At 57.8% G+C, this 24,006-nt stretch carries 18 protein-coding genes and 1 pseudogene; 11 read left to right on the top strand and 8 right to left on the bottom strand.

The genetic code is table 11. The features are described 5' to 3' along the window. Positions 1-262: 262 nt before the first annotated feature. Both hutC and RBH10_RS04420 read right to left on the bottom strand, forming a co-directional pair. Positions 263-988: a histidine utilization repressor gene (hutC, locus tag RBH10_RS04415; protein WP_281038652.1), complete on the bottom strand. Its 726-nt coding sequence runs from the start codon at positions 986-988 to the stop codon at positions 263-265. A gap of 48 nt (positions 989-1,036) precedes the next feature. Next, positions 1,037-2,384, bottom strand: a pseudogene (locus tag RBH10_RS04420) (formimidoylglutamate deiminase). Positions 2,385-2,499: 115 nt separating this feature from the next. On the opposite strand from RBH10_RS04420, the gene hutI reads away from it, so the two are divergent. From hutI to RBH10_RS04445, 5 genes are all read left to right on the top strand, one after another. After that, positions 2,500-3,759, top strand: coding sequence for an imidazolonepropionase (gene hutI, locus RBH10_RS04425; RefSeq protein ID WP_281038654.1), 1,260 nt, complete (start codon positions 2,500-2,502; stop codon positions 3,757-3,759). After that, complete coding sequence (gene hutH, locus RBH10_RS04430) at positions 3,756-5,291, top strand: histidine ammonia-lyase (RefSeq protein WP_372339768.1); 1,536 nt, start codon at positions 3,756-3,758, stop codon at positions 5,289-5,291. The genes hutI and hutH overlap by 4 nt, the downstream gene beginning before the upstream one ends. 1 nt (position 5,292) lies before the next feature. Continuing rightward, a complete protein-coding gene (hutG, locus tag RBH10_RS04435; protein WP_281038656.1) occupies positions 5,293-6,111 on the top strand; it encodes an N-formylglutamate deformylase in 819 nt (272 codons plus the stop codon). Then, positions 6,108-7,781: a urocanate hydratase gene (gene hutU / locus RBH10_RS04440; protein WP_281038657.1), complete on the top strand. Its 1,674-nt coding sequence runs from the start codon at positions 6,108-6,110 to the stop codon at positions 7,779-7,781. The genes hutG and hutU overlap by 4 nt, the downstream gene beginning before the upstream one ends. Before the next feature lie 61 nt (positions 7,782-7,842). After that, a complete protein-coding gene (locus RBH10_RS04445; RefSeq protein ID WP_281038658.1) occupies positions 7,843-8,412 on the top strand; it encodes a HutD family protein in 570 nt (189 codons plus the stop codon). A gap of 13 nt (positions 8,413-8,425) precedes the next feature. On the opposite strand, the gene RBH10_RS04450 is transcribed toward RBH10_RS04445, so the two are convergent. The 4 genes from RBH10_RS04450 to RBH10_RS04465 all read right to left on the bottom strand — a co-directional run bounded on the left by RBH10_RS04450 (position 8,426) and on the right by RBH10_RS04465 (position 13,290). After that, on the bottom strand, positions 8,426-9,904 hold the full coding sequence (locus RBH10_RS04450) for a M81 family metallopeptidase (protein WP_281038659.1): 1,479 nt from the start codon (positions 9,902-9,904) through the stop codon (positions 8,426-8,428). A gap of 71 nt (positions 9,905-9,975) precedes the next feature. After that, a complete protein-coding gene (locus tag RBH10_RS04455) occupies positions 9,976-11,064 on the bottom strand; it encodes a D-TA family PLP-dependent enzyme (protein ID WP_281038660.1) in 1,089 nt (362 codons plus the stop codon). 31 nt (positions 11,065-11,095) lie between these two features. Beyond that, positions 11,096-11,491, bottom strand: coding sequence for a RidA family protein (locus RBH10_RS04460; protein WP_045019779.1), 396 nt, complete (start codon positions 11,489-11,491; stop codon positions 11,096-11,098). Between the two features lie 413 nt (positions 11,492-11,904). After that, complete coding sequence (locus RBH10_RS04465) at positions 11,905-13,290, bottom strand: FAD/NAD(P)-binding protein (RefSeq protein WP_281038661.1); 1,386 nt, start codon at positions 13,288-13,290, stop codon at positions 11,905-11,907. A gap of 437 nt (positions 13,291-13,727) precedes the next feature. On the opposite strand from RBH10_RS04465, the gene repA reads away from it, so the two are divergent. From repA to RBH10_RS04485, 4 genes are all read left to right on the top strand, one after another. Continuing rightward, a complete protein-coding gene (repA, locus tag RBH10_RS04470) occupies positions 13,728-14,942 on the top strand; it encodes a plasmid partitioning protein RepA (protein WP_281038662.1) in 1,215 nt (404 codons plus the stop codon). Beyond that, positions 14,939-15,949, top strand: coding sequence for a plasmid partitioning protein RepB (gene repB, locus RBH10_RS04475; protein ID WP_281038663.1), 1,011 nt, complete (start codon positions 14,939-14,941; stop codon positions 15,947-15,949). Before repA ends, repB begins: the two co-directional genes overlap by 4 nt. Positions 15,950-16,134: 185 nt before the next feature. After that, entirely contained in the window at positions 16,135-17,412 is a 1,278-nt protein-coding gene (repC, locus tag RBH10_RS04480) for a plasmid replication protein RepC (RefSeq protein ID WP_281038664.1), read from the top strand. A 491-nt stretch (positions 17,413-17,903) separates the two neighbouring features. After that, the gene (locus RBH10_RS04485; protein WP_281038665.1) at positions 17,904-18,116 is read left to right on the top strand and encodes a hypothetical protein; all 213 of its coding nucleotides are present in this window, start codon (positions 17,904-17,906) and stop codon (positions 18,114-18,116) included. An 11-nt stretch (positions 18,117-18,127) separates the two neighbouring features. Here RBH10_RS04485 and RBH10_RS04490 read toward each other — a convergent pair whose 3' ends face one another. Further along, positions 18,128-19,597 carry a glycosyl transferase family protein gene (locus RBH10_RS04490; protein ID WP_281038666.1) on the bottom strand — a complete coding sequence of 490 codons (1,470 nt, stop codon included), beginning with the start codon at positions 19,595-19,597 and terminating at the stop codon, positions 18,128-18,130. 147 nt (positions 19,598-19,744) lie between these two features. On the opposite strand from RBH10_RS04490, the gene RBH10_RS04495 reads away from it, so the two are divergent. Both RBH10_RS04495 and soxR read left to right on the top strand, forming a co-directional pair. Then, positions 19,745-21,853: a TonB-dependent siderophore receptor gene (locus RBH10_RS04495; protein WP_281038667.1), complete on the top strand. Its 2,109-nt coding sequence runs from the start codon at positions 19,745-19,747 to the stop codon at positions 21,851-21,853. Between the two features lie 149 nt (positions 21,854-22,002). Next, entirely contained in the window at positions 22,003-22,458 is a 456-nt protein-coding gene (soxR, locus tag RBH10_RS04500) for a redox-sensitive transcriptional activator SoxR (RefSeq protein WP_281038668.1), read from the top strand. A gap of 39 nt (positions 22,459-22,497) precedes the next feature. On the opposite strand, the gene amyA is transcribed toward soxR, so the two are convergent. Further along, positions 22,498-23,985: an alpha-amylase gene (amyA, locus tag RBH10_RS04505; protein ID WP_281038669.1), complete on the bottom strand. Its 1,488-nt coding sequence runs from the start codon at positions 23,983-23,985 to the stop codon at positions 22,498-22,500. Positions 23,986-24,006 lie beyond the last annotated feature (21 nt).

The following is a 24,006-nucleotide window of genomic DNA, read 5'->3' on the forward strand; positions in this document are numbered from 1 at the left end:
CGAAAGACTTCGTCGCCAGCAGCGCCGCCGCCCTCGTTCAGTGAGCGGACTTATAAGAGAACCCAACCAAACAAGTCAACACACCAAAATACAAATTCTGGAAAAAATGATCATCTAACTGATTTAAAACGGCTATTTGAAATTAGTCATACAGATTAACGGATTTTAACGCTTTTCCGGCCGAATAGCGGAAGCTGGTGCATTCCCTCTAAGCACATCGGCCCTTTCCATGGGTACTGTAGGGATCGTGCCTGACCAGACCTCAGTCGGAAGACGGGCTGAAACGGGCGACCAGAGCGTGCGCGTTGCCTGGATAGGTGAAGCGTACATAGGTGACGGCACCCGAATTGCTCCATGTGCGCCGCTCCACGACGAGGCAGGCCTGCCTGTCGGAGATACCCAGCAGGCGCGCAATCTCCTTCGAGGGCGTTTCGGCGCTGATCCGGTGTTCGGCAGTACTCCATGGAACATGGCCGAGCAGCCAGGGTCCGGGCGCAATCTCGCTAAAATCGACTCCCGCAGCCTCCGGTACGGCGGCCAGATTGACGAGACGCTGTTCGACGCAGAATTCCCGCGTGCCCGCAAAATGGATGCAGACGATATCGAGCAGCGACGCGCCGATGGCAACGTCGAGACTTGCACGATCCTCGCGCTTTGCCGCACGCGAAGCGCTCTCGAGGACTTTGAAGTCATAGTCGAGACCAAGAGATTCGACCTCGGCCCTGATGTCGTGAATTTCGAGGACCGCAGACTGGATCTGGGGTTGGCGAACAAAACTGCCGGATTTCTTGCGGCGCTCGATCAGGCCAGCCTTCACGAGCTGACCCATGACCTTGTTGACGGTCATGCGCGAGCAATCATAATGGTCGGCAAGATCGACCTCAAAAGGCAACCGGTGACCCGGCGGCCATTCGCCCGATACGATCCGGCCCTCGATATCGCTGAGGATACGCTGGTGCAGGGTTTGCCCGGCCGATGCTTTCGTCACGTCCGCAATGCCTTCCAACGGCTCGATCTCGTTCCTATCGAGCGCATATCAGCTATCGACAAGTTCGGCCATGACCTTGTTGAAACGATCCGATATTTCGCGGCGATGGACGTGTTGGCCGGCTTGCACCAGCTTTTTACCGCGCACCCAGACAGAATCGACATTGACGCCGCCCGCAAAAATCCACTGGTCAAGCATCTGGGAGACCGGGAGATAGGAAACGGCAGCGATATCAAGCGCGACGAAATCTGCACTTTTTCCCTGTTCGATGCCATTTTGTGATGCCAGCGCCCTGCCACCGCCTTCAAGCGCCCGCCGGAACAGCTTTTCACCCGTAGAGTGGCCGGCATCGGCGATGACATTGCGTGCCCGAAGCGACAGGCGCTGCGAATATTCAAGCGTCCGCAATTCTTCCGGTACGGAAATGAGAATGTTGGAATCCGAACCTACGCCATAATGGCCACCTTCCGCGAGAAAATCAGGCGCCGGGAAAATGCCGTCGCCGAGATTGGCTTCCGTGATCGGGCAGAGACCGGCGACGGCGCCGCTTCTGGCCATGCGGCGCGTTTCCGCTTCCGTCATATGTGTCGCATGGATAAGGCACCAGCGATCATCGACCGGCGCATTCTCCAAAAGCCATTCAACCGGCCGTGCACCGGAAAAAGCGAGCGAGATCCTCGATTTCCTTGACCTGTTCCGCCACATGAATGTGGATCGGCCCACCTTTTGCCAAAGGCACGATGGCCGCCAGCTCATTGCCGGTCACGGCGCGCAGGCTGTGTGGCGCGATGCCGAGCGTAGCGCCGGGAAGCCGGTCCACTACGGACTGTGCACCCTGCATCAGCCTTTCATAACTGTCGAGCGAATGGATAAACCGTTTCTGCCCGTCGATCGGCGGCTGACCACCGAAACCGGAATGCGCGTAAAATACCGGCAGTAAAGTCAGACCGATACCCGTTTGCGCGGCGGCAGCGCCGATACGTTCGGCCATTTCAGCGATATTGCCGTAATGCGAGCCGTCCCTGTCATTGTGCAGATAATGAAATTCCCCGACCCGTCCGAAACCGGCTTCCAGCATTTCCATATAAAGCTGGGCGGCAACCGCCTCGACGTGGTCAGGCGTCATGGACAGCGCGAACTTGTACATGACCGTGCGCCAGCTCCAGAAGCTGTCATCGGCAGGCCCGCGAATTTCGGCTAGTCCGGCCATGGCTCGCTGAAAGGCATGGCTGTGGAGATTGGGCATGGCCGGCACGATGACAGCATGGCGCTCATCCAGCGGCTGCGGAGAAACACCGGTTTCGACGGATAAGACAATACCATCCTCACAAAGGATGCGGACATCCTTCGCCCACCCCTCAGCCAGAAGTGCTGCGTCCGCGTGAATTGCCGTCATGCCACCCTCTCCTCTTGTTCTCTTCAGGCAAGGTCACTTCGAACACGAAATTCCGGCTTGCCAAGGCAATTATTATGTATATACATTTGAGCCATAAAGGAAAGGCGAAAAGCAAATGCCAGGGAACAAATCTGCAAAGGAAATGGCGACGGGAAACGCCACAGCATTGTGGCGCAACGCCCGGCTGGCAACCTTAAACCCCTTGATGGAAGGCATCGGCGCAATCGAAAACGCCGCCATTGCCGTGCGCGATGGCCGCATTGCCTTTGCCGGCCCTGAAAGCGATCTGCCCGCCGATCTGGCAGCGGCCAATGAGATCACCGATTGCGGTGGACGGTGGATCACCCCTGCTTTGATCGACTGCCACACACATCTGGTCTTCGGTGGCAATCGCGCCATGGAATTCGAGATGCGGCTCAACGGTGCGACCTATGAGGAGATCGCCAAAGCGGGCGGCGGCATCGTTTCTTCGGTGCGCGACACGCGCGCTCTTTCGGAAGACGCGCTGGTTGCGCAGGCATTGCCCCGCCTCGACACACTTCTGGCCGAGGGCGTCTCAACCATCGAAATCAAATCCGGTTACGGTCTTGATATCGAGACCGAACTGAAAATGCTGCGCGTTGCCCGCAAGCTTGAAACGTTGCGGCCGGTGCGGATCGTCACCAGCTATCTGGCCGCACATGCGACACCCGCCGAATATAAGGGTCGTAACGCCGATTACATCTCTGAAGTGGTTCTGCCGGGGCTGGAAAAAGCCCATGCGGAAGGGCTTGCGGATGCGGTCGACGGTTTTTGCGAAGGCATCGCCTTTTCCGTCGAGGAAATAACCCGGGTTTTCGAGGCGGCAAAACAGCTCGGACTTCCCGTCAAGCTACACGCCGAACAGCTTTCCAACCTCGGTGGCACGGAGCTTGCCGCATCCTATGGCGCGCTTTCCGCCGATCATCTGGAATATCTGAACGCAGTGGGCACAAGGGCGTTGGCGAAAGCCGGAACGGTGGCCGTGCTGCTGCCTGGCGCATTTTACGCACTTCGGGAAAAACAGCTTCCGCCGGTTCAGGCCCTGCGCGACGCAGGCGCCGACATTGCGCTCGCGACCGATTGCAATCCCGGCACTTCGCCGCTCACCTCCCTGCTTCTGACCATGAACATGGGTGCCACGCTTTTCCGCATGACGGTGGAAGAGTGCCTGACGGCGACGACGCGCAATGCCGCAAAGGCGCTTGGCCTGCTTGCCGAAACCGGCACGCTGGAAGCCGGAAAATCCGCCGATTTCACTATTTGGGATATCGAACGCCCGGCCGAGCTCGTCTACCGCATCGGTTTTAATCCGCTCCACGCCCGTATTTTTAAGGGACAGAAGGTTTGCCAATGACAATCATGCTTCACCCCGGCAACGTGACCCTTGCCGATCTCGCCGCGATCTACTGGAACAATGGCACAGCCAAACTCGACCCTTCATTCGATGCCGGCATAAAAAAGGCGGCGGCACGCATCGCCGAGATCGCCGCCGGCAATGCGCCAGTCTATGGCATCAATACCGGTTTCGGCAAACTCGCCTCGATCAAGATCGATGCGGCCGATGTAGCGACGTTGCAGCGTAATCTCATTCTTTCACATTGCTGCGGCGTTGGTGCGGCGCTTCCGGAAAATGTCGTACGCCTGATCATGGCGCTGAAGCTGATTTCGCTCGGTCGCGGCGCATCCGGCGTGCGGCTGGAACTTATCCGCTTGATTGAAGACATGCTGGAAAAAGGCGTTATCCCGGCCATTCCCGAAAAGGGTTCGGTCGGCGCATCCGGTGATCTCGCGCCGCTTGCCCATATGGCCGCCGTGATGATGGGCGAAGGTGAGGCTTTTTATGCAGGCGCGCTTCTGCCTGCCGGCGAGGCGCTCAGAAAAGCTGGGCTGACCCCAGTGATTCTTGCCGCCAAGGAAGGGCTGGCGCTGATCAACGGCACGCAAACCTCGACCGCGCTGGCGCTCGCCGGTCTTTTCCGCGCCCACCGTGCGGCACAGGCCGCGCTGATTACCGGCGCGCTTTCCACCGATGCCGCCATGGGTTCTTCCGCTCCCTTCCACCCGGATATTCACACATTGCGCGGCCACAAGGGCCAGATCGATGCGGGAGCCGCACTTCGCGGGTTGCTGGAAGGATCCGAAATCCGCGTCAGCCATATCGAAGGCGACGAGCGGGTACAGGATCCCTATTGCATCCGCTGCCAGCCGCAGGTGGACGGCGCCTGCCTTGATCTTCTGCGACAGGTGGCCCGCACGCTTGAAATCGAAGCCAATGCGGTGACGGACAATCCGCTGGTACTATCTGACAATTCCGTCGTTTCCGGCGGCAATTTCCACGCCGAGCCTGTGGCATTTGCAGCGGACCAAACGGCGCTCGCCATTTGCGAGATCGGCGCGATTGCGCAGCGTCGCGTGGCGCTGCTTGTCGATCCCGCCCTCTCCTACGGTCTTCCGGCCTTTCTTTCCAAGAAACCAGGGTTGAATTCCGGCCTGATGATTGCCGAAGTCACCTCCGCCGCTCTGATGAGCGAGAACAAACAGATGGCGCATCCGGCCTCGGTCGATTCCACTCCAACCTCCGCCAATCAGGAAGACCACGTCTCCATGGCCTGCCATGGTGCACGCCGCCTTCTGGCAATGACGGAAAATCTCTTTGCCATCCTCGGCATCGAGGCGCTTTCGGCGGTTCAGGGCGTGGAACTTCGCGGGCCGCTGAAAACCAGCCCGGAGCTGCAAAAGGCAATCGCCGTGCTGCGTCAGGCTATCCCTTCGCTGGAAGAAGACCGTTACATGGCTCCGGATTTGAAGGCAGCGGCAGAATTGATCGCCACCGGTGCTCTGGTCTCCGTGATTTCGGAAGGCATTTTGCCGAAGCTGGAGGTTTAAGATGCGCGTCTTCGACATCAGGCAAGGCTCATCGCCCGTCATTCTTGGCCTGCCCCATACCGGCACCAATGTGCCGGCGGAAATCTGGCAGCGCCTGAACGACAACGGCAGGATACTCGCCGACACCGATTGGCATATTCATGATCTCTATGCGGATCTTCTGGACGATGCGACGACGGTGCGCGCGACCTTTCATCGTTACGTGATCGACGCCAACCGTGACCCGGAAGGTGTCAGCCTTTATCCGGGGCAAAACACCACGGGGCTCATTCCCGAAACCGATTTCGACGGCAAGCCGATCTGGAATGAGGGGCAGGAACCTGATCAAGACGATATCGCCTATCGGCTGGAAAATTTTCATGCGCCCTATCACACAGCGCTGGTGACGGAAATCGAACGGGTAAAGGCGATCCACGGCATCGCCATTCTCTATGATTGCCATTCGATCCGCTCGCATATCCCGTTCCTGTTCGAAGGCAAGCTGCCGGATTTCAACATCGGCACGGATATGGGCAAGACCTGCGATCCTGCCATTGAGAAAATAACGGTCGAAGCAGCCGCTGCCGCGGAAGGTTACACCAGCATCCTCAACGGCCGTTTCAAGGGTGGCTGGACGACGCGCCACTACGGAAAGCCCGAAACCAGCGTGCACGCCATTCAGATGGAGCTGGCGCAATCCACCCATCTGACAACGGAGACACCGCCCTTCGCCTATGACGAAGCCAAGGCAGCCAAACTTCGCATCCACCTGAAAAACATTCTCACGCGCATCGAAACGACCGCGCTGACACTGGCACACACAAAAAGGGGAACCAAATGACCAATCCTCGTCATAACATCCGTGACGTCCGCGCTGCGCGTGGAACCGAACTGACGGCGAAATCCTGGATGACCGAAGCGCCGCTTCGCATGCTGATGAACAATCTCGACCCTGAAGTGGCCGAAAATCCGCACGAACTGGTGGTTTATGGCGGCATCGGTCGCGCTGCCCGTACCTGGGCTGACTTCGACAAGATCGTCGCAACCCTGCGCGATCTCAACGAAGACGAAACCCTGATGGTCCAGTCCGGCAAGCCGGTCGGTGTGTTCCGCACCCACAAGGATGCGCCGCGCGTATTGATTGCCAACTCCAACCTCGTGCCTCACTGGGCAACCTGGGATCATTTCAACGAGCTGGATAAGAAGGGTCTCGCCATGTATGGCCAGATGACCGCCGGTTCGTGGATCTATATCGGCAGCCAGGGCATTGTACAGGGCACCTACGAAACCTTCGTCGAGGCCGGCCGCCAGCATTATGGCGGTGATCTCAAGGGCAAGTGGGTTCTGACCGGCGGCCTAGGCGGCATGGGCGGCGCCCAGCCTCTCGCCGCCGTCATGGCCGGTGCCTGCTGCCTTGCCATCGAATGCAATCCCGACTCGATCGATTTCCGCCTGCGCACCCGTTACGTCGATGCCCGCGCCGAAACACTCGATGAGGCGATGGAAATGATCGAGCGCTGGACCGCCGCCGGCGAGGCGAAGTCAGTCGGCCTGCTCGGCAACGCCGCCGAAATCCTGCCGGAAATGGTCCGCCGCGGCATCCGGCCGGACATGGTAACCGACCAGACCTCGGCACATGACCCTATCAATGGCTACCTGCCGAAGGGCTGGACGATGGCCAAGTGGAAGGAAAAGCGCGAAAGCGATCCGAAAGCTGTCGAAAAGGCCGCGCGCGCCTCGATGCGCGAACATGTCGAGGCGATGATCGCCTTCCAGGACATGGGCATCCCGACCTTTGACTACGGCAACAACATCCGCCAGGTGGCGAAAGAAGAGGGGCTGGAAAACGCTTTCGCCTTCCCGGGCTTCGTTCCGGCCTATATCCGCCCGCTGTTCTGCCGCGGCGTCGGCCCGTTCCGCTGGGCTGCCCTCTCGGGTGATCCGGAGGATATCCGCAAGACCGACGCCAAGGTGAAGAAACTGCTTCCCGACAACAAACACCTGCACAACTGGCTCGACATGGCCGCCGAACGTATCGCCTTCCAGGGTCTACCGGCGCGTATTTGCTGGGTCGGTCTTGGCGACCGTCACCGCCTCGGACTTGCCTTCAACGAAATGGTCAGGACCGGCGAACTCAGCGCCCCGATCGTCATCGGCCGCGACCATCTCGACAGCGGCTCCGTCGCCTCGCCCAACCGCGAGACCGAAGCCATGAAGGACGGTTCGGATGCCGTATCCGACTGGCCGCTGTTGAATGCGCTGCTTAACACCGCGTCTGGCGCGACCTGGGTTTCCCTGCATCACGGCGGCGGCGTCGGCATGGGCTTCTCCCAGCATTCCGGCATGGTCATCTGCTGCGATGGCACCGATGATGCGGCCCGCCGCATCGAGCGCGTGCTTTGGAACGACCCGGCAACCGGCGTGATGCGCCATGCCGATGCCGGTTACGAGATCGCCGTGGACTGTGCGAAAGAGCAGGGCCTGCGACTGCCCGGCATTCTCGGCAATTGATCCTGTTCGGCCGGGAATACGTAAAAACGGTTTCCGGCCAACACCTTGCGAGAGTAGAAACATGACCCTGATGCGCGCAAGCAGCTACAAACGCATGCCATGGAAAAACGGTGGCGGCGAGACGGTGGAAATCGCCGTCTTTCCGCAAGGCGCTTCCGTGGATGACTTCGACTGGCGCATCAGCATGGCGACAGTTGCCAGCGACGGCCCCTTCTCCATCTTTCCCGGCATAGATCGCACCCTGTCGATCCTTGAGGGAAACGGCATGGCGCTGGCGATCGCGGCAAATGATCCACTGCTCTTGACGATCGAAAGCACCCCCCTGCCCTTTCCGGCGGATGTGCCCGTGAATGCGACCCTACACAATGGTCCAATCGTCGATCTGAATGTCATGACCCGTCGTTCGACCTTTCGCCACACCGTGCAGAGACAATCCGGCACGGTTTTCGCGGAACCAAGCGAGGGCACGACGCTCGTTCTTGCGCTCGATCCACTGACGATCTCCACCAAGAACGGCAAGGATCGTCTGGAAAGACTGGACAGCGTGCTGATCGAAAGCGGTCTGCCATTCACTGTCGAGGCCGATCACAGTGCAGGCGCGTTTTTCCTGATCGCGCTCGAGCGCATCTGAAACAGCTGGAACTTCAATCCAGCCCCAACGGATCGGCCACCCGCGGCCAAAGCTGCAGGCTTGCCTTGCGATAGGCCGTTTTTGCCGGGTCGGTCGGATAGGATGTCGGGGCGGCGATATAAACGATCTCTGACGCGATTGGCGCGAAACCGGCATGGAAGTGGTTAGTTGACTTCACCAGAAGTACATCTTTCCTGGTGAAATCGATGCCGAGATTGGAAAAGATATCCGGCTCATAAGTTTGGGTGCGGCTGGTAATGAGGATGATATCGATCTCCGTTCCGACCGGCCGGACAACCGCGGCGCGGCCAAGCGTGACGCGGCTGTTGCGGAAACTTTGCCAACCCGCTTCGGCGGTGCGCATGACCCTGATCCGGAAGTCGAGCGGCTCGCCACCCTCCGGGCTTGATTTGCCGCCGATGCGCAAATCGATCTCCGCCCCCTCGCCCGCCGCATGGCAGAAGGACACGGCTATCGGATCCCATATCGTCGCAACGCCGATATTATCCATGCCGCGCTCCACCATGCGCCGCAAAATATGGGTGGCATCACCCGCGACACCGCCGCCCGGATTGTCCCATATATCTGACACCACGACCGGCATATCCGGATTTTCGGCGCGAATGGCGCGAGCCTTGTCGAGACCCGCTTCCGTATCGAACATCGGCATCGCGGTCAGCCTGCGCATGGCGTAAAGCTCATGGCCGAGTTTTTCGGCCAGCGCGTCGCCTTTTTCCCTGTCGCCGTCCGTAACGACGACGATTCGCGTGCCCATATCCGGTACATCGCCCGCCATGAAACCGTGAATAACGGAAATGGACAGGATACCCTCCTTGCCCTCCAACGCCTTCAACCGGTCGACATAGGAGCGCATCGGCTCGCGGCTGGTGGGATAAATGGTGATCATGCGGCAATCGAATGTGGAGATGACCGGCTTGATCTCACCTCGCAGGGTGCGCAGCGCCAATTCCACGACGTGCTCCCCACGCTCCTCGAAATCCGTATGCGGGAATTCCAGAAACGTCGCCATGATATCGAGATTCTCAACCCGTAGCGCGGTCAGATGGCTATGCGGATCAAATTCCGCCGCGACCAGCACGTCGGGGCCAACCAGAGCGCGGATACGCGACAGGAAATCGCCTTCCGGATCGTCATATCCCTGCGCCACCATGGCGCCATGCAGGCCAAGAACCACGGCATCGACCGGCAGCGCGGCAACAAGCTCGGCAAGAATGGTATCGCGTAATGTTTCATAAGTCTGGCGCTGAATAAGCCCCGCCGGTTCCGCCCAGCAGGAGGTACCCTCGATCACCGTAAACCCTTCCGCCTTGCCGCGACGACGCAGAATTGGCACCGGCGACGAGCAGAGCGTCGGTGTTTCCGGATGTTCACCCGGCCCGGCATAAAAAGCCGCGCGAAAAGCATCCATATCCGTCGGAACGGGCGAAAACGTGTTGGTTTCGGTGGCGAGCGACGCCGTGAATATGCGCATGACTGTGATTCTCGTTGCCGGTACCCGCCTTTCGGCGGCATTCTTTTCGCAATTTAATTAGCCGGGTAATATTACCAGACGGTACCGCGTGCCGCGACGTCCTCCACCCGCGTCACGATGCCGTTCCGATGGAACACCATCCTGTCGAAAAGATTGCTGACGACGCAGGTGTGGTTCGGCACAACTTTGACCACATCGCCGATTTCAGGCCGGCCGGAGACGCAACCGGACAGATCGACGACCGCATGTTCTTCCGAAAGTGATATGATTTTTGCACCCTCATAATCTTCGATCAGCCCGTAATCACTGAAACCAAGGAGATCGGAGGTCAGGGCCTTGGAGCCGCTATCGAGCACGACGCGGTCCGCCGTTGGCTTAGACACCACGGTGGCGAGAACATGCATGGCCAGATCACCGGCGGTGCAATGCCCGGCGCGCAGCATCGAACGGTCATTATAGACATAGGTGCCCGCGCGGTGTTCGGTCGCGGAGGGAACGAGATGAGCGGAGAAGAAATCCGGCGAACCGCCGCTGGAACGAACCGGGCAATCAATGCCTTTCTCCGCAAGCAACGCCATGGTCTCGCGAATGAAACTCTCCACCTTTTCAGCACCACCCGGTGCCGGATAGGTCAAAATGCCCTTGAAGTGGAGGCCCGGTGCCGCAACGATCTTCTCTGCAAGCTCCAATACGGCTTCGGGGGTCTGTACGCCGCAGCGTTTTCCGCCTGTATCGCATTCGACCAGTACGGAAAGCGGTCTCCCCGCATTGAACGTGCTCGCAAGGCCGGCAATGGTCACGGCGCTGTCGGCAACAACGCTCAGCCGGCCAATGCGCGCATTCAGCGCCTTCAGGCGCGAAAGTTTTGCCGCACCGAGGATATTATAGGTGATCAAGATATCGTCGAAACCGGCATCCGCGAAAACTTCGGCCTCGCTGACCTTCTGGCAATTGATGCCGATGGCGCCTGCCTGAAGCTGCTGTCTCGCAATAGCCGGTATCTTGTGCGTCTTGATATGGGGGCGGAAAGCCTTGCCATGACCATCGAGATAAGATTGCGCCCGCAAAATATTGGCGGCAAGCCGATCTTCATCGATCACCGGCATTGGCGTCGAAATCGCGTCGATTGGAGTGCCTTCATCGGGCCAGGGATAGGTCATTATACACTCTCGAAATCAGAAAACATGGTAATTAAACCAGTGGTTTGTAGGCGATAACGTCCATTTCTACCTTCGCATCCACCATTAGCGGCGATTGCACGGTCGAGCGAGCTGGCGGATGATCGATGAAATGTTTCTGGAAAACCGCGTTGAAACTCGAAAAGTCCCGCGCATCGTCCAGCCAGACATTGACCTTGACCACATCAGCAAGCGTACAATCGGCAAGTGCCAGAACATCCTTGATATTGGCGACAACCTGCTCGGTCTGGGCCACGATGCCACCGGTCACAACTTCGCCGTCGACGGTTGGTACCTGTCCGGACACATAGACAAAATCGCCGGCCCGGACGGCTTTGGCGAAAGGCCGACGCTGACCACCAGCCTGGGTGTCAGCCGTTTCGAACCGCACCAGCTTCTGCTTTTCCATTGACGCCTCGCAAATAATTTTCATTAGCTTCATAATTTTCGGGTTTTATAGCCGGTTTAGCGGCGATATTCCATAAGCGATGTAAATTATTTAGCAAATGAACGAATCTTAAGCGTATTCCGATCGCGTCGGAGCTGTCGCGTTGACTGCATTGTTTCGGTAAACGATGCGACGCGCACAATCACACGCCGTGTTTACAGGATACTCTCTGCCGTCATCGCGTAATTTGTCCACGCAAGGTTTTCAGGATCTGCATCCTGCCGGACAGATGAGCCACCGCATTACGGATGATCCCTCAGCCATAGGATAGAGAAGTTTGCCGCGGCTAACTCCAGATTCCTAAGAGCCCGAGAAAAGTCGCGACTGGCAAAATTGTTAGGAGCGAAGTCCACATGACCGCTCCTTCCGCCAATTCAACCGTGCGCCGCCACCCGGCCGCTCGACTGTACTCTATCCGTAACGGCTTGCGCGATTTTTTGCGCCTGTACGCGAATATCCGGCACTGCGGTTATTTCCCAGAAGCGGCCTGCCGTCAGCGCTCCAGCGGCAAACAGGCCGGGCCAGATTTTCCCATCTGCGCATAATAAACGCGACTGGCCATCAACCTCGACGCCAAGACCAAAAGCGTCGAGCAGAATAACGCCATCATCGCGCATGGTTTCCAGAAGACGTGAATGGCCAATGCCCGCCCTCTCCATGCCGGTACAGTTGATGACCCAATCGACCTGAAGCTCCTTGAGCGTCTGCGTATGCCGGCGGCGATAGAGCACGGCGATCCCGTCATCCTGCTCGTCGAGAGAACGAAGATAACCGGCATGAATCTCCAGAACACCTTCAGAAAGAAGTGTCTCGAAAGCTCTGTGTACCTCAGGTGCGATCCGGTGCCGGTGGATGTTCCACCAGGGCAAGGCGTGCCGAAGGAACCGGGCACGCTGCTCGGTCGTCAGGCTCTGCCAAAGCGACTGGGTCTTCGGTCGCAGACCATCCATTACCGCCCGCCATGGCGTTCCATCACTCACCTGCTTGCGCAGAGCCTGTAGCCGGCGGCTGATCTCGATCGACCCTTCGGGCATGCGCGGATCGGCAGGTGGCAATGGTGGACTGATATGCGGATGCGGCACCAACCCACGTCGAGACAGGACGTGGATCGGTCCTCGGTGACCTTTTCCTCTCAGGGTCAAAACCTGATCGATCATCGTCAGGCCCGAACCCAGAATACAGATACGGTCTCCCGCCTTCACGCGCGACAGCCATCCGGGCTGCCAGCAGTGTCCGATCACACGCTGCGCCCTGCTCTCCTCTTTCACCAGAGTTTGCACCGGCAAACTCGCCACCCCCACACCCAGACACAAAACAACGTTCTGCGCGCGCAACGTCTCACCATTCTCCAAAGCAAAGGAGAATCCGTCGTCGCTATCCGGCCTGCAGGCTGACGCCTTCGCCCGGACGAAGTCCACTCTCGCCCGTTGATCACGACTTCTAAGCAGAGTGGCTAGCCTGTCCCTGAGATAGAGACCATAATCCCCGCGCGAGGCGAATGACAAAGGATCGTCCCCAAGCCGGTTTTCCGTCAGCCAATTAAGAAAGTCATCCGGGCGATCCGGGAAGACGCTCATCCGCCCGGCCGGTACATTGAGCCGATGATAGGGCAACTCGGTGCGATAAGCCGTACCGCGTCCGAAATCCGATTCGTCACCGACAATAGCAATCGAGGCTTCGGCAGACAGAGATGACAAAAGATGAGCAGCGGTACAGATGGCCGAGAATCCCGACCCGACGATAGCGACATCATAGGACATTCATTCCTCCAACCTTCGACAGCACGAACAGTCAGGCGGTGGGCGCCGGACCCATTGATACTCTAGTCAATGAGTAGAGATTAAACACCTCCGAATGTCCACCCTTCACTTTCCGCTATCGGATCAGCCATTACGCATTGGCAGGTGGCTACCAAAGTTAGCCGCGGCAAACTTTCATCCCGCTCGCTATCGGAACAGACAAAAAAGGGGCTCGAGCACTGCATCATAGAGAAGACAAAAGTGAAATTAGCCGCGGCTAACCGACAAGCTGTCACAAAAAGCAAATCTGATTCTTCCACAATGCCTTAGCGGCACTTTTGCATCTGGGAAAAAAGCCTATTGCGCCAAAAAGAGAATCGGCGCTTATATCTCAGTTGCGGAAAAAACCGTCTTTTTCGAAAAAAACCGCAACTGCAATTTCGAGCGAAAGAAGATCCATGACACAGAGTGCCGACTCAAGACTTGCTGCAGGGGCACCCGACCTGACGAGCCTTATACAACAGCATTCGGCTGCGTTGTCAGCCCAATTGCAGGCGCATAATGCAAATACGTTTTCGCCGCATACTGAAAAGAGCATGCGCCACTTCTCTCCTGCGGAAACCGCCCGGTTGATCGGTATCGGCGAAGCCTATCTTCGCCAGATCGCCGCCGAGCGTCCGGAGCTGGATGCGGCGCAGGCCTCCGGCCGTCGTTCCTATTCGGTTGAAGATATGGACGAGATCAGAAGGTTTCTCGATCAGGGCGCGCGCGGTACACGCCGCTATCTGCCCCACCGTCGTGAAGGTGAGGAATTGCAGGTCATCGCGGTCATGAACTTCAAAGGCGGTTCGGGAAAGACCACGACGTCAGCGCATCTTGCTCAATACCTGGCGCTGCGCGGCTACCGGGTTCTTGCCATCGATCTCGATCCGCAGGCCAGTCTGTCCGCTCTCTTCGGCCATCAGCCGGAAATGGATGTCGGCCCGAATGAAACGCTCTATGGTGCGATCCGCTACGACGACGAACGCCGGCCGATCGCCGAGATCGTTCGCGGCACCTATATTCCCAACCTTCACATCGTTCCGGGCAATCTGGAACTTATGGAGTTCGAACACGACACGCCGCGCGCACTGATGCGCCGCGCACCCGGCGACACGTTATTTTTCGCCCGTATCGGTCAGGCAATCGCCCAGGCGCAGAACTTCTACGACGTTGTCGTCATCGATTGCCCACCGCAACTCGGCTATCTGACGCTCTCGGCGTTGACGGCAGCGACATCGGTTCTCGTTACCGTTCATCCGCAAATGCTGGATGTGATGTCCATGAACCAGTTCCTTGCCATGACCGGCGATCTTCTCGCTGAAATCGGCCGGGCCGGTGCTCGATCCGACTATAACTGGATGCGTTACCTGATCACCCGCTTCGAACCGAGCGATGGGCCGCAAAACCAGATGGTCGCTTTCCTGCGCTCGATCTTTGGTGAAAATGTCCTCATCCACCCGATGCTGAAGAGCACGGCCGTTTCGGATGCCGGATTGACCAACCAGACGCTTTTCGAGGTGGAAAGAACCCAGTTCACTCGCTCGACTTATGATCGCGCGCTGGAAGCCATGAACAACGTAAACGCTGAAATCGAAGGACTGATTAAAAAAGCGTGGGGTAGGGCAGCATGAGCAGAAAACAGATTTTTGCAAATCTCGGTACGCCGGGTACAGACAACGACGCCGCTCCCGAGCGGTCCCGCCCACGTGTCAGACCCATCCTCGGTTCTCCCGAACTGGTGACGGATGTCCTGAACTCGCCGGTCGGAATGATCGGCCAGTCGTTGAATGAAGTATCGGAACGCTCCAAGCGTGCTGAAGAGATCGAAAAGCGGCTCGCAGAGGGTCTGACGATCGTTTCGCTCAATCCTGGCGATATAGACCCGTCTTTCATACCGGATCGCATGCCAGCCTCTGAAGAGGCGGATGCGGGCCTGGTGGAAGCCATTCGCGATCAGGGTCAACAGGTTCCCATTCTGGTGCGCCCGCATCCCGATTTCCCCGGCCGTTATCAGGTTGCCTTCGGCCATCGCCGTCTGCGCGCTGTTTCCAACCTGGGTATTCCGGTCAAGGCTGTCGTTCGCGATCTCAGCGATGAACAGCTGGTCGTCGCCCAGGGACAGGAAAACAACGAGCGTCGCGACCTTACCTATATCGAAAAGGCGCGTTTCGCCCAGAAACTACAGATACGATTTCCACGTGACACCATCATGGCAGCGATGTCGCTACACAAGGGCGATCTTTCCAACATGCTGTCGGTTGTCGGGCGCATTCCAGAGGATCTGGTCGATCTTATCGGTCCGGCGCCAACTGTCGGCCGCCGTAACTGGATGGATCTCGCAGATCAACTTTCCTCGTCACAGGTCAAGGAAGCAGCGCGCGCCTATGTCAGGGAACCTTCCGTTGCCGCTCTTCTGTCCGAAGATCGTTTCAAATCGCTTCTGGATTTTCTGAAGCCTAAGGCACAGGCGAAGAAAGCCGGTGTCTGGTCTTCGGAAACGGGCAGCAGACTGGCGAAAGTGGTCGAGAGCGACCGCAAGCTGGATATATCGATCGACAAGAACGAGGCACCGGAATTTGCCGATTTCGTTCTGGAACATCTTCAGACGCTGTTTGCCGAATACCGGTCCAAGCAGTGATTTCTAACACTTACGACTAACAGGAGACGCATCACAAAAGAAAAAAGCCCCCGAACGTTGCCGCACGGAAGCCTTTCTTTGATCTAAGCAACCAAAGAATCTCATTTCCGCGAATCATAGTCAAGAGTCTTGGCATCGAATTTTTCGGTGAGCGATTTTCTTTTGCCTTGTGAAAGGTGAAAGACATGGACAGCACATGTGTAACGACGCCCTTTGGGCGGCGAGCGATGTCATTTGGCGTTCTCGCAACGCAGTTTGCCGCACAGAAAAACAAAAAGACCGAAACGGTCGATAAATGGAAACTCTATCGTTCGGTCTGTGAAGCCAGGCCATTGCTCGGTGTGACCGATCGTTCTCTCGCGGTATTGAACGCGCTTTTGAGTTTCTATCCGAAAAACGAACTCTCCAGCGAAGCCGGATTGGTTGTCTTTCCGTCGAATACGCAATTGTCGCTGCGTGCCCACGGCATGGCGGAACAGACATTGCGCCGGCATCTCTCGGCTCTTGTCGAGGCGGGTCTCATCATCCGCAAGGATAGCCCGAACGGAAAACGTTACGCCCGTAAACATAGGGGAGGGGAAATCAGCGAAGCCTACGGGTTTTCACTGGCGCCGCTTCTTGCCCGCAAATCGGAAATTGAAGAACTCGCCGAACGCATCGTTCGCGAGCGGCTCGATCTTCAGCGCCTTCGTGAAAACATCAGCCTTTGCCGCCGGGATATCCAGAAGCTTTGCGAAATGATCGCCGAGAGCGGTGAAGTTGAGACATCCGAAGGATTCCAGACGCGCTACAATGCCATTGCCCAATCCCTCGGCCGCAACTCAAAGCCTGCTGAACTCAAGGAAATCGCCGGTTTCTTGGTCTCTTTGCGCGCAGAAGTGACCAACTATCTGGAAAATATTGAAAAATTGGAGAAATCGGGCGGCAATGACTGCCAAAATGAGCGCCACATAAAGAATTCAGAATCCGAATCCATATCTAAACCGCAAGATTTGCGTGAACCGGCAATCGTTGCACCTACCGACACGGCAGTCGTACAGCCAGCATATGCTGCACCCATCAGTGCAAGACCTTCCCCGCAGCAGCCAAAGCCAGTTCCTCATAAGCAATTTTTTGTTCCTGATATTGTTTTGGTTTTGAAGGCATGCCCGGATATTTCCCTCTATGCCCCCGGAGGAGCGGTAACCGGCTGGCGCGATCTGGAAGTGGCAACATCCGTGATCAAAACCATGTTCAACATCAGCCATTCGGCTTACCAGGAGGCCCTCACCGCCTTCGGCCGACAGGGAACAGCAGCTATCCTTGCTTGCCTGCTGCAAAAGGCTGACCAGATCAGCTCGCTTGGCGGGTATCTGCGTAATCTGACCCGTAAGGCCCATGAGGGTGGATTTGATCTTCAGGCCATGCTTCTGGCGCAGTTACGCGGGCGAACGGACACGATGGAGAAAGGCATGGTAGGGTAAGTTCGTTCAGGCGAGGGAAAACGGCAGCGGCTTGCGAAGCTCCCCATCTGGAGCTACATTAATCTTGTTTCCGCAAGACCCCTGAGATTCGTTGCAAGGCTGCTGGTGTTTACACACAGATAGTGGCCGGAGGGGCTCCTATGGTTAATGCAAGGTAATGAAAGTTAAGTGCCGATTAGCTTTCGTTTGCGTTTTTCCGTGATTGGTTTCAATCGCTTGAGTCTGAGGCGTTTTTAGCGGAAACTTGCCACCGAGGGCCGGAAAGTGTGACTTTTACGCGCTTCAAAGTCTGGCGAACCGGGTCTGGAGGAAGCAGAAATGATAATGCTGCACCAGCCGGAGGCGTCCTGCTTTCCCGAGAAGAACGATCCGTTGCAACTGGCAAACTGCCCAGCATGCGCACAGGTAATTTGGTAAGGCCATGCGCTGAAATTGAACCTTCACCAGGGTTCCGCGTTTCCGCTCTATTGCTGCAACGGATTGCTGACCACATGATTTTTTCAGATGATATGGAGCTGGCCGTCGCTCTCTACATGGCGGATAACGCCCTGCCCCGGCAGACGGCCATTAAGAAGCTTTTGCAGGCGGGGCTTGAAGGGAGCGGCCACCTGACCGGCGGCGCGGGCCGGCCGAGGGAAATCATCGATGGGCAATCAAGCGCAGATTATGTGCAGTATGGCACTTATCTCGACGGGGACACTTAAGGATTTCGGTGTCAAGCACTGATCAAATTGCGCGTCCTGTCGTGCCACAACCGAAGGCTACGGGCATAGGCCTCTTCAAAGGGCAGGGCCATATCGTTGACCAGCATCAGGGCGGTGGCCGCCGTGGAGATGATGATGGTTTCCGCCCGCTCATCTCTGGCCGCTCCCGTCCAGACCGCCCGCCAATATTCGAAGGTAGTGAACATGGTCGGCATTTCAGCCGGTGGCGTTTCGTGGGCGGGAACGACGACCTCTACATCCCTGCCCTTGGAAAGACCGAAAATACGAGTGCTGCGGAACGGCGTGAATTGCGCGAAATCCCGCGTATTGCCGAGAATGGCAAGGTTCTCGACGGAAAGCAGCCGCGCCGTGTCGCGATGAAGCTCCTGATAGGAGGGACGGGCGACACCGATGATGACGTTTCTGGCGCGAAGCGGATTGAGAAGATGCACGACGGTATTCAGTGGCAGGCGCATCTCCAGAATACCGTGCAGGCCAAGCAGGCTCTGAAATTGTAAAGACAGCCCGCCGATCGGCAGATAGGCGATGCCTTCCGTGGCCGTCGCTTTTGCAGCCTGCGAAAGAGACTGGCAAAGCGGAATTCCGCATGCCTGCGCCGCGAGTTCGAGCTTGCCGCCGTTTTCTCCCTGGCCCACGTGCCCATGCAGCAGGACGCTATATCCCGCCATGGCAACGAGGCGGGCGGAATGCAGGAACCACGGCGCGTCGCGATGTTTCGGCGACATATAGGCAGGCCAGTCCAGATCCACCGACGCGGGCTGCTGCCGGTCCCTTTCGATATGCCGCCACATGGCTTTTATGAAACCGGCAAGTTCCGCCGCGGTCACGCCGCGATAATGCATGGTCGCGAGCAGCGCCCCGATCTGTATGGGGTCGGCATCGCCATCGAGAATGATCGAGAGCGCATCCATCGCCTCCTCCTGGGCAAGCGGACGGCTATTGCCGATACCCATCGCCGAGGTTGCGATATATTTGGCGAGCCTGTGCTGCGGATCGGCATTGTGGCCGATGCGGGCAAGGCGGTCCGCTATATTTTCCGGTGTCGGCTGCCCTTCCAGAAGAACGCTTGGGCGTAGCGAAAGAGGCGGCGCCTTCATCAGCACCGGCCGTTCCCAGCCGCTAACATTGGCAGCGGCGGAGGCTGCCGGTTTTTCCTGTGAATAATCGATCAGGTTTTCCGCCTCCGCCGCCAGCGAGCGGATGCGCAGCCGCATGTTTTCTGCAAAGGGGGTAGGGCGCAAACCCTGGCCGGTACGCACAAATAACTGGTCGTCGTATTTCTCCCGCAGCTGCTGCAATATTCGGCTCATCGACGAGATTGGCAGTCCCATGCCGGCCGCAGCGCGGCTGACACTTCCTTCCCGAAGCAACGCATCAAAAGCGACAAGTAATTTCAGCTGCCCAAGCCGGTCAGGTTTGGTTGGGGAGGCTGGTTCTTCTTTTCTCTTTTCGGTTGTCATCTTGCGGTTTTTTTAACTCCGCTCCCAATCTGGGAGCCCTTTTTGCAATTTATGGAATTTAGAACCGTTCGAAAACAAACGCATTGCACCTGATCCCCCTCCTAAATAAGTGGGGTTAATTTCTCAAGTTAAATGCGGGGGCATAACATGGAATTGAAGTACCGCGGTCAGGATAGGGCCGCGACGATCATGAAGGCCGGACTTTCGGCCGCGATGGCGGGAACGGCTCTCAGCGTTGCCTTGCCTGCTTTCGCACAGCAGGCGACCCAAGGAACCACCGTTCTTCAGCAGATTGTGGTAACCGCGTCGGGCTTCGAGCAGAATGTGAAGGACGCTCCCGCCAGCATCACGGTTGTGACGCGGGAGGATCTCGAAAAGGGCTCTTATCGCGATCTGACCGATGCCTTACGCGAAGTTCAAGGCGTGTCAGTCACCGGCATCGCCAACGAAAAGGACATTTTCATTCGTGGATTGCCTGGCGCTTACACGCTGATCCTCGTTGACGGCAAACGACAGAGCACCCGCGATGCCCGCACCAATGGAAACTCCGGCTTCGAACAGAGTTTCGTGCCGCCGGTGTCGGCAATCGAGCGCATAGAGGTCGTGCGCGGCCCGATGTCCTCGCTTTACGGTTCCGATGCCATGGGCGGCGTCATCAACATCATCACCCGCAAGGTCGGTGACGTCTGGTCAGGCTCCGTCACCACCGAGGGCACGGTTCAGCAGCATTCCAAATTCGGCAATAGCGGTCAGGTCTCCTGGTATGCCAATGGGCCGATCCTGAAGGATCGGCTGGGCCTGCAGATCTGGGGCAGGGGCTTTACCCGCGGCGAAGACCGTATTCTGAACGGAACAACCGCCGCGAAGGAATATGATTTCAACGGCCGTCTGACCTTCACGCCGAACGAAGATCACGACATTTATCTCGAGGGCGGCAAGGCGCGGTTGCGCCGCAGTGCCGAACCCGGTGATTCGCTGGCGGCGACTGATGCCAACGGCACCTACAACACCAATACGCGCGACCATTGGTCATTGTCGCATACCGGCCGGTGGGGGCCGACCACATCCGAATTCTCCTTCCAGCAGGAATGGGCCGAGCGCACCAACTTCACCAGAAACGTCCGCACGGGACGCGTTACTGAAAACCCGCGCTCGCCGGAGGTTCGCAACACCGTTCTCGACGGCAAGTTCACCACGCCCTTCGAGTTGTTCGGCGGCCATACGCTTGTCACGGGCGGTCAATATTTCGAGGCCCGGCTGAACGACCAGAATCCGGGACGCCGCACCGGGCGCGACGAAACTTTCTCGGCGACGCAATGGGCGCTGTTTGTCGAGGATGAATGGCGCATTGTCGATAATTTTGCGCTGACGGGCGGTCTTCGTCTCGATAATCACGAAAAATACGGCAATCATTTCAGCCCGCGCCTTTATGGCGTCTGGAGCGCGACGGATGAGTTGACGGTCAAGGGTGGTATTTCCACCGGTTTCCGCGCGCCTGAAATCCGCCAGATCGCACCGGGTTATGCCTATACGACGGGCGGCGGCGGGTGCACCTATGGCCCTGCCGGCACCTGCGGCGTGATCATCGGCGATCCGGGTCTGGAAGCGGAAAAGAGCACGAGTTATGAATTGGCAGCGCTCTGGGACAATGGCGATGTCGCCCTTGGCGCCACCTATTTCTACACCGATTTCAAGGACAAGATTTCCAACGCGCTGGTGCTCAATCCGGATGGAACGCCGGCCCGCTGGAGCGAAGACCGCAACTATCGCCTCTGGTATAACTACAATATCGACGATGCGGTCATTCAGGGGGTGGAGCTGACGGCGGCATGGTATGCGACGCCGGAACTGACGCTGCGCGGTAACTACACCTACACGCATTCCGAACAGAAGACCGGCGATTACGAAGGTTTTCCGCTGGCGCGTACACCGGAGCACATGGCCAATCTGAGGGGTGAATGGGTCACCCCGGTTGAGGGGCTGGAAGCCTGGGTATCGGTGAATTACCACGGATCGGAAATCAATGCCGGCCCGCGCATCGGCACGAATGGCAAGCCGGTCACGATCAACGGCAAGGCCGGGCGCAAATATGACGCCTACACCACCCTCGATATCGGGGCGAAATATGCGCTGGCTGAAAATGTCGATCTCAATGCTGCCGTCTACAATGTCTTCGACAAGGATGTCGGCACCGACGATTTCAACACGGTCATGGAAGGCCGCCGTTTCTGGATCAGCATGACAGCGAAATTCTGATCCGGGCATCGTCCGTTTTTATGACATTGAAGAGGCGCCCATTCAGCGCCTCTTTTTTGTTGCTTCCTCTTTGTCGAACAGCCAATGCCCATTGACCTCAAGCATGGTTGAGGAATTATATCGGCTGGTCTTTAAACAGGAGCCGTGGAATGGAAAATACCGCATTCAAACGCAGCCTGACGGTTGGCGATGTGGCCCGTCGCTGTGGCATCGCCGTTTCGACCATTCATTTTTATGAGGCGAAGGGGTTGATCGAGGGATGGCGTACCGCCGGAAACCAGCGCCGTTATCATCGCGCCGTCCTGCGGCGTATCGCCATCATCCGCATCGCCCAGCGGGCCGGTATCCAGCTCAGCATCATCCGGGATGCCATGGCGGATTTGCCGCACGACCACGTACCGACGGCGGAGGACTGGCGCAGGTTCTCCGAGTCCTGGCGCGAGATGCTCCAGCTTCGCATCGACAGCCTGCTTCAGTTGCGCGACCAGCTTACCGGCTGCATCGGCTGCGGTTGCCTCTCTCTGGACGACTGTCCCTTGCGCAATCCCGGCGATATTCTGGGTGGCGACGGGGCAGGTCCGCGTCGCCTTGTACCGGCTGAATGAACGAGGTTTCTTGGCTTGCTGTTTTAAAAGCTATTGTCCTCACTCCGCGTCGGCCGGAACCCAGACGCTGACGCTGCCGCCATTGGTGGGGAACAGACCCTTGCCTTGATCATCAAGGGCGATCTGCTCGTCACGGTGACCGAGAAAGTCGCGCCACACCGCCCCTGCCTGTTCGGAGCCGAGATAGATCTGTTTTTCCGCCGGCTCGCCGTTTGACATCACCACCACGCAGCCCGGCTCATCGGCAGTGCCGTGGCGAATAAAGGCAATGCAGCTCGGATCGTCGAGAATATCCGTCTGGGCGCCGTTGGCAAAGCCGCTGCGCGCCTCGATGAGTTTCGGCAGGCATTCGATAGCCGGCATGTCGATCTCATACTCGTTGCCGTCATTGCCGGTGTCGGTGTAACGGGTGCCGAACAGATCGGGATAAAAGACGCACGGAACGCCCTGTTCGCGCAGCAGGATGATCGCATAGGCCAGAGGCTTGAACCACGGCTCCACCGGCGCTTCCAGAGATTGCAGCGGCTGTGTGTCATGGTTGTCGACAAGCGTGACAGCGTGGTCGGGAACAGCCGAAACCAGCGATCCGTCGAAGATGGTGCGCATGTCAAAATCGCCGCCCTGTTTGGAGGCGTCGTGGAAGCGGTGGTGAAGGGCGACATCAAACAGCATGAGCTGTTTGTCGACCAGATCGAGATAGCTTTTCAGCGCCTCTATGTCGGGGTGCCAATATTCAGCGACGACGAAAAGACCGGGATCGACCGTGTCGCGCATATGGCCGACCCAGTCGCGGAAGAACCAGGCTGGAATATGTTTGGCGGCATCCAGACGGAAGCCATCCACCTGCACCTGCCCGGCAAGCCAACGGCCCCAATATTTCAGTTCCTCGTAAACGGCCCTGTTTCGGAATTCGACATCCGCGCCCATCAGATAGTCGAAGTTGCCGTTTTCCTCATCGACCTCTTCATTCCACTCGCCATCGCCGTACTCGTTGACGAGGCGGAAAATGCCGTCCTCGTTTGGCTCCTCGATGTGGTCGACACCGCTGAAGCACTTGAGGTCCCAGATGAATTTGGAATGTGTGCCGTTGCGGCCCGGAAAGGTGAAGCGCGTATAGGCGAGCGCTTCGAAATCCTCGTCGTCTATCTCGGTGCGGTCTTCGGGATTGACGCGGCGAACCCGCACCTTCTCCTTTTCATCCGCACCCATCTTGTGATTGAGAACCACGTCATGAATGACGCGAATGCCGTTTTCCTTCAGCGTTCGGCCAGCCTGTTCGAGAGCGGCGCGATCACCATATTTGGTCGCTATGGTGCCCTTTTGGTCGAATTCGCCGAGGTCAAAGAGATCATAGGTGTCGTAACCCACCGAATAACCGCCGGCGGCACCCTTGTAGGCTGGTGGCAGCCAGACATCGGTGATGCCCATGCGGGCAAGGCTTTCGGCCTTTTCGGCCACCTCGCTCCATAATTTCCCTCCGTCTGGATAATACCAATGGAAGAACTGAAGCAAGGTGCGTCCGGCCATATTTCCCTCACGTTGGTTAGC

Source organism: Rhizobium sp. AN73 (genome assembly GCF_030757975.1).
Taxonomy (GTDB): Bacteria; Pseudomonadota; Alphaproteobacteria; order Rhizobiales; family Rhizobiaceae; genus Agrobacterium; species Agrobacterium arsenijevicii.

Bases quoted from the DNA above. Each gene is read 5' to 3' on its own strand.
- hutI (WP_281038654.1), top strand. From the start codon at position 2,500: ATGCCAGGGAACAAATCTGCAAAGGAAATGGCGACGGGAAACGCCACA.
- hutH (WP_372339768.1), top strand. From the start codon at position 3,756: ATGACAATCATGCTTCACCCCGGCAACGTGACCCTTGCCGATCTCGCC.
- hutG (WP_281038656.1), top strand. From the start codon at position 5,293: ATGCGCGTCTTCGACATCAGGCAAGGCTCATCGCCCGTCATTCTTGGC.
- hutU (WP_281038657.1), top strand. From the start codon at position 6,108: ATGACCAATCCTCGTCATAACATCCGTGACGTCCGCGCTGCGCGTGGA.
- RBH10_RS04445 (WP_281038658.1), top strand. From the start codon at position 7,843: ATGACCCTGATGCGCGCAAGCAGCTACAAACGCATGCCATGGAAAAAC.
- RBH10_RS04450 (WP_281038659.1), bottom strand. From the start codon at position 9,904: ATGCGCATATTCACGGCGTCGCTCGCCACCGAAACCAACACGTTTTCG.
- RBH10_RS04455 (WP_281038660.1), bottom strand. From the start codon at position 11,064: ATGACCTATCCCTGGCCCGATGAAGGCACTCCAATCGACGCGATTTCG.
- RBH10_RS04460 (WP_045019779.1), bottom strand. From the start codon at position 11,491: ATGGAAAAGCAGAAGCTGGTGCGGTTCGAAACGGCTGACACCCAGGCT.
- RBH10_RS04465 (WP_281038661.1), bottom strand. From the start codon at position 13,290: ATGTCCTATGATGTCGCTATCGTCGGGTCGGGATTCTCGGCCATCTGT.
- repA (WP_281038662.1), top strand. From the start codon at position 13,728: ATGACACAGAGTGCCGACTCAAGACTTGCTGCAGGGGCACCCGACCTG.
- repB (WP_281038663.1), top strand. From the start codon at position 14,939: ATGAGCAGAAAACAGATTTTTGCAAATCTCGGTACGCCGGGTACAGAC.
- repC (WP_281038664.1), top strand. From the start codon at position 16,135: ATGGACAGCACATGTGTAACGACGCCCTTTGGGCGGCGAGCGATGTCA.
- RBH10_RS04485 (WP_281038665.1), top strand. From the start codon at position 17,904: ATGATTTTTTCAGATGATATGGAGCTGGCCGTCGCTCTCTACATGGCG.
- RBH10_RS04490 (WP_281038666.1), bottom strand. From the start codon at position 19,597: ATGACAACCGAAAAGAGAAAAGAAGAACCAGCCTCCCCAACCAAACCT.
- RBH10_RS04495 (WP_281038667.1), top strand. From the start codon at position 19,745: ATGGAATTGAAGTACCGCGGTCAGGATAGGGCCGCGACGATCATGAAG.
- soxR (WP_281038668.1), top strand. From the start codon at position 22,003: ATGGAAAATACCGCATTCAAACGCAGCCTGACGGTTGGCGATGTGGCC.
- amyA (WP_281038669.1), bottom strand. From the start codon at position 23,985: ATGGCCGGACGCACCTTGCTTCAGTTCTTCCATTGGTATTATCCAGAC.